13 protein-coding genes are annotated in these 15,927 nt (G+C 59.5%); 10 read left to right on the plus strand and 3 right to left on the minus strand.

Annotated features, from left to right (window positions below; translation table 11 throughout):
* The first annotated feature begins 113 nt into the window (after window positions 1-113).
* Window positions 114-926 carry a TatD family hydrolase gene (locus EQV97_RS14275; protein WP_045060193.1) on the plus strand — a complete coding sequence of 271 codons (813 nt, stop codon included), beginning with the start codon at window positions 114-116 and terminating at the stop codon, window positions 924-926.
* 142 nt (window positions 927-1,068) lie between these two features.
* Here the strand turns inward: EQV97_RS14275 and EQV97_RS14280 are convergent, their stop codons facing one another.
* A complete protein-coding gene (locus EQV97_RS14280) occupies window positions 1,069-2,298 on the minus strand; it encodes an acyl-CoA dehydrogenase (protein ID WP_122839320.1) in 1,230 nt (409 codons plus the stop codon).
* Window positions 2,299-2,473: 175 nt separating this feature from the next.
* Here EQV97_RS14280 and EQV97_RS14285 point away from each other — a divergent pair, with 175 nt between their 5' ends.
* The 3 genes from EQV97_RS14285 to EQV97_RS14295 all read left to right on the plus strand — a co-directional run bounded on the left by EQV97_RS14285 (window position 2,474) and on the right by EQV97_RS14295 (window position 4,914).
* Window positions 2,474-3,403 carry a LysR family transcriptional regulator gene (locus EQV97_RS14285; protein ID WP_240889116.1) on the plus strand — a complete coding sequence of 310 codons (930 nt, stop codon included), beginning with the start codon at window positions 2,474-2,476 and terminating at the stop codon, window positions 3,401-3,403.
* Window positions 3,404-3,473: 70 nt separating this feature from the next.
* Window positions 3,474-3,872 (plus strand): MerR family DNA-binding transcriptional regulator, encoded by a 399-nt coding sequence (locus EQV97_RS14290; RefSeq protein WP_122839322.1) that lies wholly within the window; start codon window positions 3,474-3,476, stop codon window positions 3,870-3,872.
* Between the two features lie 142 nt (window positions 3,873-4,014).
* Complete coding sequence (locus tag EQV97_RS14295) at window positions 4,015-4,914, plus strand: hydroxymethylglutaryl-CoA lyase (RefSeq protein ID WP_122839323.1); 900 nt, start codon at window positions 4,015-4,017, stop codon at window positions 4,912-4,914.
* 681 nt (window positions 4,915-5,595) lie between these two features.
* Here EQV97_RS14295 and EQV97_RS14300 read toward each other — a convergent pair.
* On the minus strand, window positions 5,596-7,290 hold the full coding sequence (locus EQV97_RS14300; protein ID WP_122839324.1) for an AMP-binding protein: 1,695 nt from the start codon (window positions 7,288-7,290) through the stop codon (window positions 5,596-5,598).
* A 170-nt stretch (window positions 7,291-7,460) separates the two neighbouring features.
* On the opposite strand from EQV97_RS14300, the gene EQV97_RS14305 reads away from it, so the two are divergent.
* From EQV97_RS14305 to EQV97_RS14320, 4 genes are all read left to right on the plus strand, one after another.
* Window positions 7,461-8,624: an isovaleryl-CoA dehydrogenase gene (locus EQV97_RS14305; protein ID WP_240889117.1), complete on the plus strand. Its 1,164-nt coding sequence runs from the start codon at window positions 7,461-7,463 to the stop codon at window positions 8,622-8,624.
* A gap of 12 nt (window positions 8,625-8,636) precedes the next feature.
* Window positions 8,637-10,244, plus strand: coding sequence for a carboxyl transferase domain-containing protein (locus tag EQV97_RS14310; protein ID WP_122839326.1), 1,608 nt, complete (start codon window positions 8,637-8,639; stop codon window positions 10,242-10,244).
* Window positions 10,245-10,355: 111 nt separating this feature from the next.
* The gene (locus EQV97_RS14315) at window positions 10,356-11,171 is read left to right on the plus strand and encodes a gamma-carboxygeranoyl-CoA hydratase (protein WP_240889118.1); all 816 of its coding nucleotides are present in this window, start codon (window positions 10,356-10,358) and stop codon (window positions 11,169-11,171) included.
* Window positions 11,171-13,126, plus strand: a complete 1,956-nt coding sequence (locus tag EQV97_RS14320; protein ID WP_240889119.1) for an acetyl/propionyl/methylcrotonyl-CoA carboxylase subunit alpha — start codon at window positions 11,171-11,173, stop codon at window positions 13,124-13,126. The genes EQV97_RS14315 and EQV97_RS14320 overlap by 1 nt, the downstream gene beginning before the upstream one ends.
* Window positions 13,127-13,165: 39 nt before the next feature.
* On the opposite strand, the gene EQV97_RS14325 is transcribed toward EQV97_RS14320, so the two are convergent.
* The gene (locus tag EQV97_RS14325) at window positions 13,166-13,813 is read right to left on the minus strand and encodes an XRE family transcriptional regulator (RefSeq protein WP_240889120.1); all 648 of its coding nucleotides are present in this window, start codon (window positions 13,811-13,813) and stop codon (window positions 13,166-13,168) included.
* 130 nt (window positions 13,814-13,943) lie between these two features.
* Here EQV97_RS14325 and EQV97_RS14330 point away from each other — a divergent pair, with 130 nt between their 5' ends.
* Together EQV97_RS14330 and EQV97_RS14335 are read left to right on the plus strand one after the other, a co-directional pair.
* The gene (locus tag EQV97_RS14330) at window positions 13,944-14,285 is read left to right on the plus strand and encodes a DUF3077 domain-containing protein (RefSeq protein ID WP_240889121.1); all 342 of its coding nucleotides are present in this window, start codon (window positions 13,944-13,946) and stop codon (window positions 14,283-14,285) included.
* Between the two features lie 468 nt (window positions 14,286-14,753).
* Window positions 14,754-15,905 (plus strand): M14-type cytosolic carboxypeptidase, encoded by a 1,152-nt coding sequence (locus EQV97_RS14335; protein WP_240889122.1) that lies wholly within the window; start codon window positions 14,754-14,756, stop codon window positions 15,903-15,905.
* The last annotated feature ends 22 nt before the right edge of the window (window positions 15,906-15,927 follow it).

The raw sequence follows: 15,927 nt of genomic DNA on the forward strand, positions 1-15,927 counted from the left end.
GCATGACCTGCCTCGCGGCATCAAGAGACAGCTACAACTGATTGTAGTTCTTGGCTTTTCTTATAAATCTGCAGCTCTGATATGCTTTCCGGCCTTTGGTCCGAGGTAGCACCATGCAACTCATCGATATCGGCGTCAACCTGACCAACCCCAGTTTTGCCGACAAGCACCAGGCGGTACTCGACCGTGCGTACGCCGCCGGCGTGTGCCAACTGGTCCTTACCGGCACCAGTGTCGAAGGCAGCGAACAGGCCTTGGAGCTGTGCCAGCAGCTGGACGACAGCAATCAGCGACTGTTTGCCACTGCCGGCATCCACCCGCATTCCGCCAGCGACTGGAACGCCGATAGCGCCCGGCGCCTGCGCAGTTTGCTCAAGGAACCCAACGTGGTCGCCGTGGGCGAATGCGGGCTGGACTTCAATCGCGACTTCTCGCCGCGCCCGCAACAGGAGAAGGTGCTGGAGGAGCACCTGGCAATGGCGGTCGAACTGCAATTGCCGGTGTTCCTGCACGAGCGCGATGCCAGCCAGCGCCTGCTGGACATCTTGCGCGACTATCGGGATCAGTTGCCGGCTGCCGTGGTGCATTGTTTTACCGGAGAGAAAAAGGCCCTGTTCAGCTACCTCGACCTGGACTTGCACATCGGCATTACCGGATGGATCTGCGACGAGCGCCGGGGCACGCACCTGCACCCACTGGTAAAGGAGATCAAACGAGGTCGATTGATGCTGGAGAGCGATGCGCCGTACCTGTTGCCCCGCAGCTTGCGGCCCAAGCCGAAAAATGGCCGTAACGAACCGGCGTATCTGACGGAGGTGTTGCGTGAGGTGGCATTGCATCGGGGGGAAAGCGAGGAAGACCTGGCAGCACACACCACCGCGTGCGCCCGGACGTTCTACGGGCTGCCCGAGGTGGATACTCACTGAACTCGCCCTCTGCAGGAGCGAGCTTGCTCGCGATGAACTCAGAGGCGCCGCGTTAATCCAGCATTAACGCGTCATCGTTGACGATCATCGCGAGCAAGCTCGCTCGTACAGTGAATCTCGTGGGTCGGTGCTACACGTTTGTTCAGTGACCGCTGCGCAGCATTTCCTTCGGCACATACTTGCCGATTTCGAACTTGCCAATGGCAGCGCGGTGCACTTCGTCCGGGCCATCGGCCAGGCGCAAGGTGCGTTGCATCGCGTACATGTAGGCCAGCGGGAAATCGTTGGAAACCCCGGCGCCGCCGTGAATTTGAATCGCGCGGTCGATCACGCGCAAGGCCACGTTGGGTGCAACGACCTTGATCTGCGCGATCTCGCTCCTGGCCACCTTGTTACCGACAGTGTCCATCATATACGCGGCCTTCAAGGTCAGCAGACGCGCCATGTCGATTTCCATACGCGAGTCGGCGATCTTGTCGATGTTACCGCCCAGGCGCGCCAGTGGCTTGCCGAACGCGGTACGGCTCACTGAACGTTTGCACATCAATTCCAGCGCACGTTCGGCCATGCCGATAGAACGCATGCAGTGGTGAATCCGTCCCGGGCCAAGTCGACCCTGGGCGATTTCAAACCCGCGGCCCTCGCCCAACAGGACGTTTTCAAACGGCACCCGGACATTTTCAAACAGCACTTCGGCGTGACCATGCGGTGCATCGTCGTAACCAAACACCGGCAGCGGACGCAGGATCTTCACGCCAGGGGTATCCACCGGCACCAGGATCATCGAGTGCTGGGCATGCCGCGGTGCGTCTGGATTGCTCAGGCCCATGAAGATCAGGATTTTGCAGCGCGGATCACAGGCGCCGGAGGTCCACCACTTTTTGCCATTGATGACCCATTCATCGCCGTCACGCACGGCGCGGGCGGCCATATTGGTAGCGTCGGAGGACGCCACGTCGGGTTCGGTCATGGCGAAGGCTGACCGAATTTCGCCACGCAACAGGGGCTCGAGCCAGCGCTGCTTCTGCTCTTCGTTGGCGTAACGCACCAGCACTTCCATGTTGCCGGTGTCTGGAGCCGAGCAGTTGAAGGGCTCAGGGCCTAGCAAGGAGCGACCCATGATTTCCGCCAGCGGCGCGTATTCCAGGTTGGTCAGGCCGGCCCCCAGCTCGGACTCGGGTAGAAACAGATTCCACAAGCCCTCGGCCTTGGCCTTGAGTTTGAGTTCTTCCATGATCGCGGTCGGCTGCCAGCGATCGCCTTCGGCGACCTGACGCTCGAACACGGCTTCAGCGGGATAAACGTAGGTGTCCATGAACGCGGTCACGCGCTCACGCAGTTCTTGCACCTTGGGCGAATAAGCGAAATCCATGGGCAGCTCTACCTTTTAACGGGGGTTTTAATGAGTTGTTCAGGTCATGGATTTGATGCTAGAACAGTGACGAAAATTTACCTAGCCTATTCTCGGCGTGTATTAACATTCATCACCGATATATGATCCACTGATCGCCAAGGCCACCGAGCCCACACAATAAGAGTGCAGCGCCATGAATCTGAGCAAGGTCGACCTCAACCTTTTCATCGTCTTTGACGCGATCTACACCGAAGCCAACCTGACTCGCGCCGGACAGATCGTTGGCATCACCCAGCCGGCGGTGTCGAACGCCCTCGCCCGCCTGCGCGAGACATTCAACGACCCGTTGTTCGTGCGCACCGCCCAGGGCATGGTTCCGACGCCCATGGCGCAGAACATCATCGGGCCGGTGCGCAATGCGCTCTCGCTGCTGCGTGTATCCGTTCAGGAAAGCCGCATATTCAACCCGCTGCAGGCAGTCAAGACGTATCGCATCAGCATGACCGACCTCACCGAGGCGGTGATCCTGCCCCCGCTGTTCCAGCGCCTGCGTCGCCTGGCGCCAACCGTGATCATCGAGAGCTTTCTGTCCAAGCGTCGCGAGACCACCAAGGAACTGGCGGCCGGGCGTCTCGACTTCGCCGTCGATGCCCCGCTCAATACCGATCCCCAGGTACGCCATGTCAAGTTGATGGAGGACCGCTACGTGTGCGCCATGCGCAAGGGGCATCCGCTGGCGAACAAGGAAAAATTCAGCCTCGATGACTACTTGTCGCTGACCCACATTCATATCTCCAGCCGCCGCAGTGGCCTGGGCCATGTCGACCTGGCGCTGGGCAAGATGGGCATCCAGCGCAAGATCGCCCTGCGCTCGCAGCATTACCTGATGGCGTCGCAAGTGCTGCAGCAGACGGACATGGTCATGACCGTGCCCGAGCGCTTTGCCCGTCGCAACGATCTGCAGGCCTTCAGTTTGCCGGTCAACGATGTGCCCCCGGTGGAGACCCACCTTTACTGGCACGAAAGCACTGACCAGGACCCGGCCAACCGCTGGATGCGCGAGCAGATGATCGAGTTGTGCCAGCAGGTGACGGCACATGAGAAGAAACTGGATAAGGTGTAGGGCGCTGGCCCTTGACGTAAACGTCAACCTGCCTTTAGCTTAGCGCCATGACCCTTTTTCGAGCGCGCCCATGAGCAGCCTGACCTACAGCATCTCCGACCTCGCCCGCGAGCTGGACATTACCACCCGGGCGATCCGCTTCTATGAGGAACAAGGCCTGCTCAGCCCCGAGCGACGCGGCCAGGAACGCATCTACTCGCCCCGGGACAAGGTCAGCCTGAAGCTGATCTTGCGCGGCAAGCGCATCGGGTTTTCACTGGCCGAATGCCGCGAACTGATCGAACTCTACGACCCTGCCGGGGGCAACCAGAAACAGTTGCAGACCATGTTGAACAAGATTGCCGAGCGTCGTGATCAACTGGAACAGCAGATGCTCGACATCGAGCAGATGAAGCTGGAACTGGACACGGCGCAGGAGCGCTGCACCCAGGCCCTGGAACAGACGATCAAGAGCCAGCAAACTCAATAATCCCACCCATCTCCCCCTGCAGGAGCAAGCTTGCTCGCGATGGAATCAAGGTCAACGCGTTTAATCAGGAAACCCGCGTTATCGTTAACGACCATCTCGAGCAAGCTCGCTCTTGCAGGGCTATCAGCACAGGTCAATTCCCATGTCCCTCCCAACTCACGTGCGCCTGATCGAAGTGGGTCCCCGCGACGGTTTGCAAAATGAAGCCCAGCCCATCAGCGTCGCCGACAAGGTGCAACTGGTCGACGCACTGAGCGCCGCTGGCCTTGGTTACATCGAAGTTGGCAGTTTCGTTTCGCCCAAATGGGTGCCGCAGATGGCAGGTTCGGCAGAAGTCTTTGCGCAGATCCAGCGCAAACCAGGCGTCACCTACGGCGCACTCGCCCCCAATCTGCGTGGGTTCGAAGACGCCATTGCTGCCGGGGTCAAGGAAGTGGCGGTGTTCGCCGCCGCCTCCGAAGCCTTCTCCCGGCGCAACATCAATTGCTCGATCAGCGAAAGCCTGGAGCGCTTCGTTCCCATCATGGACGCAGCCCGACAACACGGGATAACGGTGCGCGGTTACGTGTCCTGTGTGCTGGGCTGCCCCTACGAAGGAGATGTAGCACCCGAGCAAGTCGCATGGGTTGCTCGCGAGCTGCACGCGATGGGCTGTTACGAGGTCTCCCTGGGCGACACCATTGGTACCGGCACCGCAGGCGCCACTCGCAGAATGTTCGAAGTGGTTTCGGCCGATGTCCCTCGAGACAAACTCGCCGGGCATTTCCACGACACCTACGGGCAGGCCATGGCCAATATCTACGCCAGCCTGCTGGAAGGCATCTCGACCTTCGACAGCTCCATCGCCGGCCTCGGCGGCTGCCCCTATGCCAAAGGCGCCAGCGGTAACGTGGCCACCGAGGATGTGGTCTACCTGCTCAACGGCCTGGGCATACACACCGGTATTGACCTGGACGCCTTGATTTTGGCAGGCCAGCAGATCTGTACAGTGTTGGGCCGCCCTACCGGATCGCGGGTGGCCAAGGCACGCAGTGCACAGTGAGCGAGCGGTTGTGTCGGGGTGTTACCGCCAGCCGTGAAATGTGGGCGCAATCGAGTAACACGGAAACAGATTACGAGAGTCAGAGCCTTTGCCAAAAAGAAGCTAAATCATAAGTATCTGTTTTTAAAGCTTTTTTAAAAGTTGGCACGGCTCCTGCTATCTCTATGGCATAACAAGAATAAAAAGCAGCAAACCAATAAAAATAAGACGTAACGACTCTGACATAACAAGAACAACACGGCAGAGACGCAGCTAACAGATTTTTTTGGAGAAGGTGTGCTTTTCAGGGTGCTTTTCGGAGTAACCCGCAACCGGGCAGAGAACAATAAAACTACCTTCAGGTAGCTCCCGAACTGGTTGGATCGCTTGGCGAAAAAGCAGATCAGCGCTCAAAAAAATACGTTTGCTCTTGATCCCGGATGGGGATCGACAAAAACAGCGGTAAAGGGTCACGGTTACCAAAAACAACAACAGACCGCCCCTCAATAATAAAAAAAGAGCACGCGCAACGACAAATTAAAGGGGAGCTTCGGCTCCCCTTTGTGCTGTCTGGGATTCGGGTTTTCGACATCACCAGCACCGACACTGCATTACCCTGTGGGAGCGGCCTTGCTCGCGAAAGCGGTGGGCCAGTCGACATTCAAATTGAATGGAACACCGCCATCGCCGACCTGCCAGCTCCTACAGTACCGCTTTGAGCTCCACGATACTGATCTCGCGCATGCGGAATTTCTGGATCTTGCCCGTTACCGTCATTGGGAACTCTTCTACGAACTTGAAGTGACGCGGCGTCTTGAAGTGGGCGATGCGCTCCTTGCACCAGAGCTGCAGCTCCTGTTCGGTGGCGCTGTAGCCGGGATGGAACTTGATCCAGGCGACGATTTCCTCGCCATAGCGTGAACAGGGAATCCCGATCACCTGCACGTCGGCAACGGCTGGATGAGTGAAGAAAAACTCCTCCAGCTCACGCGGATAGATATTCTCGCCGCCACGGATGATCATGTCCTTGTTCCGGCCGGCGATGCACACGTAGCCGTCATCATTCATGCTGGCCAGGTCACCGGTGTGCATCCAGCCTGCCTGGTCGATGGCTTGCGCCGTGCCTTGCGGGTTGTTCCAGTAACCAAGCATCACGCTGTAACCGCGGGTACAGAGCTCGCCGATGGTACCGCGCGGCACCAGATTGCCCGCCTCGTCGATGATCTTGCTTTCCAGTTGCGGCTGGGTGCGACCGACAGTGGTCACTCGCAGTTCCAGTTCGTCCGAAGGCCCTGTTTGCAAGGAAACCGGGCTGGTTTCCGTCATGCCGTAGGCAATCTGCACCTCGCTCATGTGCATCTCGCTGATCACCCGTCGCATCACCTCGATGGGACAGGTTGCGCCAGCCATGATGCCGGTGCGCAAGCTCGACAAATCAAATTCCTGACGCCCTGGCTGGTCGAGCAGGGCGATGAACATGGTGGGCACACCGTAAAGCGCGGTGGCTTTTTCTTCGGCGACGGTGGTCAGGGTCAGCAGCGGGTCGAATCCATCATTGGGGTAGATCATGGTGGTGCCGTGGGTGATGCACCCCAGATTGCCCATGACCATGCCGAAACAATGATAGAGAGGCACCGGGATCACCAGCCGATCATCGGCAGTCAGCCCCAGGCTTTCGCCAACCATGTAACCGTTGTTGAGAATGTTGTAATGACTGAGGGTCGCGCCCTTGGGGAAACCGGTGGTGCCAGAGGTGTACTGAATGTTCACGGCCTGATCGAAATTCAGGCTGTCCTGGCGTTGCAGCAATTGTTGCGCCGGTATGCTGGCCGCCAGATCAGCCAGTTGCGACCAAGGCAGGAAACCTGACGGCGGCTGCGCGTCGAGGCTGATTACCCCGCGTAGATCCGGCAGGCGTTCGCTGTGCAATTTACCAATGGACTGCTCGACCAGTTCAGGCAGCAGTCCCTGGAGCATTTCGTGATAGTTGGATGTCTTGAAGGCACCGGCACAGACCAGCCACTGGCAACCGGATTGCTTGAGCACATATTCCAGTTCGGAGCTGCGATACGCCGGGTTGATGTTGACCAGAATCACGCCGATCTTCGCGCTGGCGAACTGGCTGATGCACCACTGGGCGCAGTTGGGCGCCCAGATACCGAGCCGGTCCCCAGCCTGCAAACCCAGCGCCATAAGGGCCCGGGCATGCACCTCGACAGCCGCGGATAATTGCTGCCAGGTGTAGCGCAGCTGTTGATGGCGCACTACCAGCGCCTCGCCGTTCGGGTAGCGGGCGACCGTGTCATCGAACGCCTGGCCGACAGTCATCGCCAGCAAGGCTTTGTCCTGGGAACCGCGGGTATAGCTGCGCTGCGGGCTTGCACTGGGTTGATCCATGACGACCCCTATTGTCTTTATTAGTGGGTGTTACCGCAGCCCTACTGTCGCTCAAGTTGACGTTAACGTAAAGGGCGATTGACAGCGCTTCGTCACAGGCTTACGTTAACGTAAAGGTGAGAGCTGCAGCACTGCCCTCCCCACCCAACAAAAAAGCCAAAAGGTGCCCCATGAGCTACCCATCCCTGAACTTTGCCCTCGGTGAAACCATCGACATGCTGCGTGATTCGGTTCAGTCCTTTGTTGCCAGCGAGATCGCCCCGCGCGCCGCCCAGATCGACATCGACAACCTGTTTCCAGCAGACCTGTGGCGCAAGTTCGGCGACATGGGCCTTTTGGGCATCACTGTTAGCGAAGAATACGGTGGCGCTGGCCTGGGTTACCTGGCGCACGTGGTGGCCATGGAAGAAATCAGCCGCGGCTCGGCTTCAGTTGCGCTGTCCTACGGCGCGCACTCCAACCTCTGCGTCAACCAGATCAACCGCAACGGCAATCATGAGCAGAAGACCAGGTACCTGCCCAAGCTGATCAGCGGCGAGCACATCGGCGCCCTCGCCATGAGCGAACCGAACGCCGGGTCCGACGTGGTATCGATGAAACTGCGCGCCGACAAACGTGGTGATCGCTACGTGCTCAATGGCAGCAAGACCTGGATTACCAACGGCCCTGACGCCAACACCTACGTGATCTACGCCAAGACCGACCTGGAAAAAGGCCCCCACGGCATTACGGCTTTCATCGTCGAACGCGACTCGAAAGGCTTCAGCCGCAGCAACAAGTTCGACAAGCTCGGCATGCGGGGCTCGAACACCTGCGAGCTGTTCTTTGATGACGTCGAGGTACCGGAGGAAAACATCCTGGGCGTACTCAACGGCGGCGTGAAAGTACTGATGAGCGGTCTCGACTACGAGCGCGTAGTACTGTCCGGCGGCCCGACCGGCATCATGCAGGCCTGCATGGACCTGATCGTTCCCTACATCCATGACCGCAAGCAATTTGGCCAGAGCATCGGCGAATTCCAGCTGATCCAGGGCAAGGTCGCCGACATGTACACCCAACTCAACGCCAGCCGAGCTTATCTGTATGCAGTGGCCCGGGCCTGCGAGCGCGGCGAGACCACGCGCAAGGACGCTGCCGGCGTCATCCTGTACAGCGCCGAACGTGCCACGCAAATGGCCCTCGACGCGATTCAGATTCTTGGTGGCAACGGCTACATCAATGAATTCCCCGCGGGCCGTCTGTTGCGCGACGCCAAGCTCTACGAAATCGGCGCGGGTACCAGCGAGATTCGTCGCATGCTCATCGGTCGTGAACTGTTTAACGAAACCCGATAACCGGAGTTGTCCATGGCTATCCTGCATACCCTGCTCAACCCCCGCTCGGCGGAGTTCGCGGCCAACAGCGCGGCGATGCGCAAACAGGTCGACGCCCTGCATACCCTGCTCGCCCAGGTGCAGCAAGGTGGCGGCCCCAAAGCGCAAGAGCGCCACACATCAAGGGGCAAGTTACTGCCTCGTGAGCGCATCAACCGGCTGCTCGATCCCGGCTCGCCCTTCCTGGAAATCAGCCAGCTGGCAGCCTACGAGGTGTACGGTGAGGATGTTCCGGCGGCTGGCGTGATCGCCGGAATTGGCCGCGTGGAAGGCGTCGAATGTATGATCGTCGCCAACGATGCCACGGTAAAAGGTGGCTCGTACTATCCACTGACCGTGAAAAAACACCTGCGCGCCCAGACCATCGCCCAGCAAAATCGCCTGCCCTGCATTTACCTGGTGGACTCCGGTGGCGCGAACTTGCCGCGCCAGGATGAAGTGTTCCCGGACCGCGAGCACTTTGGTCGAATCTTCTTCAACCAGGCCAACATGAGTGCCATGGGCATTCCGCAGATCGCCGTGGTCATGGGCTCCTGCACCGCTGGCGGTGCCTATGTTCCGGCCATGGCCGACGAGGCGATCATGGTGCGCAACCAGGCGACCATCTTCCTTGCCGGCCCGCCTTTGGTGAAAGCCGCGACGGGTGAAGTGGTCAGCGCCGAAGACCTTGGTGGCGCCGATGTGCACTGCAAGGTTTCCGGTGTCGCCGATCATTACGCCGAGAGCGACGAGCACGCCTTGGCCATTGCCCGGCGCAGCATTGCCAACCTTAACTGGCGCAAGCTCGGCGAAGTGCAGCAACGCACCCCGATCGCCCCGCTGTATGCCAGCGACGAGCTTTACGGCGTGGTATCGGCTGACGCCAAGCAACCTTTTGATGTGCGTGAAGTCATCGCACGGCTGGTGGACGGCTCGGTGTTCGACGAGTTCAAGGCGTTGTTCGGCACGACACTGGTGTGCGGTTTTGCCTACCTGCACGGTTATCCGATCGCGATTCTCGCCAACAACGGCATTCTGTTCGCCGAAGCCGCGCAAAAAGGCGCGCACTTCATCGAACTGGCCTGTCAACGCGGCATTCCATTGCTATTCCTGCAGAACATCACCGGCTTCATGGTGGGCCAGAAATACGAAGCCGGCGGCATCGCCAAGCACGGTGCCAAACTGGTCACCGCCGTAGCGTGCGCCAAGGTGCCAAAGTTCACCGTGATCATTGGCGGCAGCTTCGGCGCCGGCAACTACGGCATGTGCGGACGCGCATACGACCCACGCTTCCTGTGGATGTGGCCAAATGCGCGGATTGGCGTGATGGGTGCCGAGCAGGCTGCCGGCGTGCTGGTGCAAGTCAAGCGCGAGCAGGCCGAGCGAGGTGGCCAGGCCTTCAGCGCCGAGCAGGAAGCCGAGATCAAGCAACCTATCCTCGATCAGTACGAACAGCAGGGACATCCCTACTACTCCAGCGCCCGGCTGTGGGATGACGGCGTCATCGACCCCGCGCAGACCCGCGATGTGTTGGCCCTGGCCTTGTCGGCCGCGCTGAACGCGCCAGTAGAACAGAGCCGTTTCGGCGTATTCCGGATGTGATTTTCTGTGTGAGCGGGCTTGCTGGCGAAGGATTCACCGCGGTCTTCCATGTACCGCATTAGCGTTCTTCGCCAGCAGCCCGCTCACACATGAGTTGTGGAGACAGACAAAATGAGCGACTTCAACACCCTCCAATTGCACACCGACCCCCGGGGTTTCGCGACCTTGTGGCTCGCTCGCGAAGACAAGAACAACGCCTTTAACGCGCAGATGATCCGCGAGTTGATCATCGCCCTGGATAAGGTCTCGGCCGATACCAGCCTCAGGTTCCTGCTGTTGCGCGGCCGCGGCAAGCATTTCAGCGCCGGCGCCGACCTGGCCTGGATGCAGCAGTCCGCCGAACTGGATTACCACACCAATCTCGACGATGCCCGCGAGTTGGCCGAGTTGATGTACAACCTCGCCAAACTGAAAATCCCCACCCTGGCCGTGGTGCAAGGGGCGGCGTTTGGGGGAGCACTGGGTTTGATCAGCTGCTGTGATATGGCCATCGGTGCCGATGACGCGCAATTTTGCCTGTCGGAGGTCCGCATCGGCCTGGCGCCTGCCGTAATCAGTCCGTTCGTGGTGCAGGCCATCGGCGAACGCGCAGCGCGTCGCTACGCCCTGACAGCCGAGCGCTTCAGCGGCCAGCAGGCACGGGAGATCGGTTTGCTGTCAGAAAGCTACCCCCTGGCAGAGCTGGAATCGAAGGTCGAGCAGTGGATCGACAACTTGCTGCTCAACAGCCCCGCCGCCATGCGCGCCAGCAAGGAGCTACTGCGCGAGGTGGGGAACGGCGCGCTGACACCGGCGCTGCGGCGCTACACCGAGAATGCCATTGCGCGGATCCGCGTCAGCCCTGAAGGCCAGGAAGGCTTGCGTGCCTTCCTGCAAAAACGCCCGGCGAACTGGATCGCTACCCCAAACACGAAGGAGCCGCGTTGATGAGCACGCCCGTCATTACCACTTTACTGGTGGCCAACCGCGGCGAAATCGCCTGCCGGGTGATGCGCACCGCCAAGGCCCTGGGCCTGACCACCGTGGCCGTGCACAGCGCTACTGATCGTGAGGCCCGGCACAGCCGCGAGGCAGATATCCGGGTGGACCTGGGTGGCAGCAAAGCCGCCGACAGCTACCTGCAGATCGACAAACTGATTGCTGCTGCACTGGCCAGTGGTGCCCAGGCGATTCATCCGGGGTATGGTTTCCTGTCGGAGAACGCCGGATTTGCCCGGGCCATCGAGAATGCCGGCTTGATCTTCCTCGGCCCTCCCGCCTCGGCGATCGATGCGATGGGCAGCAAGTCCGCCGCCAAGGCGCTGATGGAAACCGCCGGCGTGCCACTGGTGCCTGGTTATCACGGCGAGGCCCAGGACCTGGAAACCTTCCGCACAGCCTGTGAACGCATCGGTTATCCGGTGCTGCTCAAAGCCACGGCAGGCGGCGGCGGTAAAGGCATGAAAGTGGTCGAAGATGTCAGCCAACTGGCCGAAGCCCTGGCCTCGGCGCAGCGTGAAGCCCAATCGTCATTTGGCGACTCACGCATGCTGGTAGAAAAATACCTGCTCAAACCGCGGCACGTGGAGATCCAGGTCTTTGCCGATCAGCAGGGCAATTGCCTGTACCTCAATGAGCGCGACTGCTCGATCCAGCGTCGCCACCAGAAGGTTGTCGAAGAAGCCCCTGCTCCAGGCCTGAGCGCGCAATTGCGCCGCGCCATGGGCGAAGCCGCCGTACGCTCGGCACAGGCCATTGGCTACGTCGGGGCCGGTACAGTGGAGTTCCTGCTGGACTCGCGAGGCGAGTTCTTCTTCATGGAGATGAATACCCGTCTGCAGGTCGAGCACCCGGTGACCGAAGCCATTACCGGGCTCGACCTGGTCGCCTGGCAAATCCGCGTGGCCCGGGGTGAAACCCTGCCGATGACCCAGGAGCAGGTGCCCCTGATCGGACACGCCATTGAAGTCAGGTTGTACGCCGAAGACCCGGGTAATGACTTCCTGCCAGCGACCGGACGTCTGGAGTTGTATCGCGAGTCGGCGCCCGGCGACGGACGTCGAGTCGACAGCGGCGTGGAAGAAGGTGATGAGATCTCGCCGTTCTACGACCCGATGCTGGGCAAGCTGATTGCCTGGGGCGAAGACCGCGAACAGGCGCGGCTACGCCTGCTGGGCATGCTCGACGAATTCGCGATTGGCGGGCTCAGGACCAACATCAACTTCCTGCGCCGGATCATCGGCCATCCAGCTTTTGCCGCCGCAGAACTGGATACCGGGTTCATCCCGCGATACCAGGAGCAGTTGCTGCCAAAACCGGCAGCGCTGGGTGAGGATTTCTGGCAAGCCGCTGGCCAGGCATTTGCCCAAAGTCAAACCACCGCGCCGCGCACTGACGACCTGGCGTCCCCTTGGGCGAGCGGCAACGGTTTTCGTACCGGACTGCCAACGCAGATCAGCCTGCACCTGAGCTGCGAAGGCCAGGACCGTGCTCTTACGCTGGGCGCAGTCGATGCCAGCACAGCACAGCTCAAGGACGAGCAACTGCTGATCAAGGAAGAAGGCCTGCGCCGGCAGCACCGGGTCATTCGCCGCGACGGCGTGGTCTATCTGCAATGGGATGGGGAGCTTCGCCGCATCGAATCCTACGACCCGATCAGTGCCGTGGAAGCCAGTCATAGTCATCAGGGCGGCCTGACCGCACCCATGAACGGCAGTATCGTGCGGGTCCTGGTAGAGGTCGGGCAATCGATTGAAGCCGGCGCGCAACTGGTGGTGCTGGAAGCCATGAAAATGGAACACAGCATTCGTGCGCCGCACGCTGGAGTGATCAAGGCGCTGTACTGCCAGGAAGGCGAAATGGTCAGTGAAGGCAGCGCGCTGGTCGAGCTGCAAGAGGCTTGAAACAAGGAACGGCCCTACCCACTGGCAGGGTCGATCTGATCAGAACTTGGCGGTGGCCTGTACGACCACGCCGATGATTCGGCAGTCGGCAGTGTACAAAGCTTTCGGATAAGTCGGGTTGAGCGGCACCAGGTAAAGTTGGCCGCCCTCCTCGATCAATTGGCGGAAAGTGGCTGCGGCGCTGCCGGGCCATTGGGCAATCACCAGCTTGCCGGGCAGCACCTCAACCTCCGGATCGACCAGGATCAGCATGTTGTGGGCAATGCTCGGCCCACTGGGCGCGTTCATCGCATCACCCTCTACCTTGAGCCAGAACGCGCCGCCGCGAGCGTGGTAGTCGGACAGCTCGAACTGCGTCGCACCGTACACAGGCAACTCCCCATCGCGCAGCAGCTGTGCGTCTTGCCAGTCAGTGATCGGGTAGCGAAATGAAGGGCTATAGCGCTGCGCCAGGGGAGGATTATCTTCCTCGCAAGCCTCGACCTCCCGGAGCACCATTGCCACTTCGAGGAAATCCAGGCCCAAGGCTTGCAGTACACGGTTCATGTCGTCGACAGCGGGCTGACGTCGTTTATTCAGCCAGTGTCCAACACCACCCTGCGACATCCCAAGACGGTCTGCGAGTATCTCCTGAGTGATACTGAGCTCACTCATCTTGGCCTTGACCAGTTCAATCCATTTATCCATGTCGGGCACGATACGCGGGCTCCTGCCTGCGCTCAAAACACAATCTGTATTATTTCACTGGTCGAAACAAATACGTTTTGTACTAATCTGCTCTCACGGATTTGACCATAAAAAAGGAGTTTACGTCACAATGGCAATCACCAGCACTGAGCTGCCCAACGAGCCAATGAATACCACCCTCAACTCGCCACAGGGCTTCGCTGCCGCACAGCGCGCGCTCGATCACTACTTGAAACCAGCCGTGTCAGCAGAGCCCGAACAACCGCGCTTTTTTGCTGTAAACAAGAACGTCAGCAGCGAGGAGGCACTTGTACATGCCTCTGACCTGATGCGGTGCGCGGCCTCCATTGCCTATGAGTCGGCCAGTAACCTTCAAGGCGCCAGCCGGGACCTGACGCTGTCGACGGTGCACCTGATCGATATGGCCAGGGCCTTGGTGAATCAGTCGCTTGACGAAGGTAAGAAGGGTTGAAACCAAAGGCACCAGGAAAGAATTTCCCTGGCGAACAGCGAAAAGCGTTTGACTTGCAAACGAGAATGATTATTATTGCATCAGCTGGTCGCGAGATCAGTCGATGGACCAAGAGACCTTAGGTCGGTCTCCTGGACTATCTCCTCATCAGGCTAATCACGGTTTTTGACCCGGCTTTTTGCCGGGTCTTTTTTTGCCAGTTAGTCTGGCTTTGGCTTCAGGCTAATGAAGTCTTCAGGCACTGCACATTCGATGGCGCGGATGATATCAAAAGAATGTTCCTTGGCAAGAGAGGCCCGGTAACATTGGGCCAAACTATTGATAAATAGCACTTGAGAATCAATCGCACAGTCTCTAAGCTGCGTCGGCGTCAAGGAGGACGCCCCCCAAATTCCTGGCAATTTCCCCGATTTTTCCCTTCCCTGCGTGTAAAGTAACAGCCATAAAAATCATATTCAGGAATCGACTATGACCGTGGCTAAATCCTCTTTCGACATCAGCGCAAATTTCGACAGCGGCAATATTGAAGTGATCGATATCAGCAATCCGCTGCAAGCGTTGCTGGCCATTCGACCCGATACCCGCAGCCCGCACTTCCAGTGGTTCCACTTCAAGGCCAGCGGCCTGCACGTGGGCCAGGAGCACTGGTTTCGCCTGAGTAACGCCAGCAAGTCCTCCTATAACAAAGCCTGGGACGGTTACCAGGCCGTTGCCTCGTATGACCACGTGAATTGGTTCCGGGTACCCACCATCTTCGAAGGCGACTGCCTGCGCTTCAGCCTGGAAGCCACTGCTACCCATGCCTGGTTCGCCTACTTCGAACCCTACAGTCGCGGGCGGCACGACTGGCTGATCGAGCAGGCGCTGACCAAGGCCGGCACCGAGCTGCTGGCTACCGGTAAAAGCGTCGAAGGCCGGGACATCCAGCTTCTGCGCAAAGGCACCGGAGCCGAGGGTCGACGCAAGGTGTGGATGATTGCCCAGCAGCACCCGGGCGAACACATGGCCGAATGGTTTATGGAAGGTGTGATTGAGCGCCTGGAAAAACACGACGACCCGGTCCTGAACAAACTACTGGCCAGTGCCGATCTGTACCTGGTGCCGAACATGAATCCGGACGGCGCCTTCCATGGTCACCTGCGCACCAATGCCATGGGCCAGGACCTGAACCGCGCCTGGCAGAGCGCCAGCCAGGACATCAGCCCTGAAGTGCTGTTCGTGCAACAACAGATGGAACGCTACGGCGTTGACCTGTTCCTCGACATTCATGGCGACGAAGAGATTCCCTACGTGTTCACCGCCGGCTGCGAGGGCAACCCTGGTTACACCCCGCGGCTCGCCAAACTCGAAGAGCAATTTCGCAGTCATTTGAAGCACCTTACCAAGGACTTCCAGACCAAGCACGGCTACACCCGCGATGAGCCGGGCAAAGCCAACATGACCCTGGCGTGCAACAGCGTCGGCGAGAAATTCGACTGCCTGTCGCTGACCCTGGAAATGCCCTTCAAGGACAACGACGATGCGCCGAACCCGCTGACGGGCTGGTCGGGCAAGCGCTCCAAACAGTTGGGCAAGGACGTGCTGACGACTGTTGCCGAGATAGTTGACGTGTTGCGCTGATTGGCTGTGGCCGCAGCTGCAG

This window comes from Pseudomonas sp. TMW22090, assembly GCF_022496665.1.
Lineage (GTDB): Bacteria > Pseudomonadota > Gammaproteobacteria > Pseudomonadales > Pseudomonadaceae > Aquipseudomonas > Aquipseudomonas gregormendelii.

Bases quoted from the DNA above. Each gene is read 5' to 3' on its own strand.
- EQV97_RS14275 (WP_045060193.1), top strand. From the start codon at position 114: ATGCAACTCATCGATATCGGCGTCAACCTGACCAACCCCAGTTTTGCC.
- EQV97_RS14280 (WP_122839320.1), bottom strand. From the start codon at position 2,298: ATGGATTTCGCTTATTCGCCCAAGGTGCAAGAACTGCGTGAGCGCGTG.
- EQV97_RS14285 (WP_240889116.1), top strand. From the start codon at position 2,474: ATGAATCTGAGCAAGGTCGACCTCAACCTTTTCATCGTCTTTGACGCG.
- EQV97_RS14290 (WP_122839322.1), top strand. From the start codon at position 3,474: ATGAGCAGCCTGACCTACAGCATCTCCGACCTCGCCCGCGAGCTGGAC.
- EQV97_RS14295 (WP_122839323.1), top strand. From the start codon at position 4,015: ATGTCCCTCCCAACTCACGTGCGCCTGATCGAAGTGGGTCCCCGCGAC.
- EQV97_RS14300 (WP_122839324.1), bottom strand. From the start codon at position 7,290: ATGGATCAACCCAGTGCAAGCCCGCAGCGCAGCTATACCCGCGGTTCC.
- EQV97_RS14305 (WP_240889117.1), top strand. From the start codon at position 7,461: ATGAGCTACCCATCCCTGAACTTTGCCCTCGGTGAAACCATCGACATG.
- EQV97_RS14310 (WP_122839326.1), top strand. From the start codon at position 8,637: ATGGCTATCCTGCATACCCTGCTCAACCCCCGCTCGGCGGAGTTCGCG.
- EQV97_RS14315 (WP_240889118.1), top strand. From the start codon at position 10,356: ATGAGCGACTTCAACACCCTCCAATTGCACACCGACCCCCGGGGTTTC.
- EQV97_RS14320 (WP_240889119.1), top strand. From the start codon at position 11,171: ATGAGCACGCCCGTCATTACCACTTTACTGGTGGCCAACCGCGGCGAA.
- EQV97_RS14325 (WP_240889120.1), bottom strand. From the start codon at position 13,813: ATGGATAAATGGATTGAACTGGTCAAGGCCAAGATGAGTGAGCTCAGT.
- EQV97_RS14330 (WP_240889121.1), top strand. From the start codon at position 13,944: ATGGCAATCACCAGCACTGAGCTGCCCAACGAGCCAATGAATACCACC.
- EQV97_RS14335 (WP_240889122.1), top strand. From the start codon at position 14,754: ATGACCGTGGCTAAATCCTCTTTCGACATCAGCGCAAATTTCGACAGC.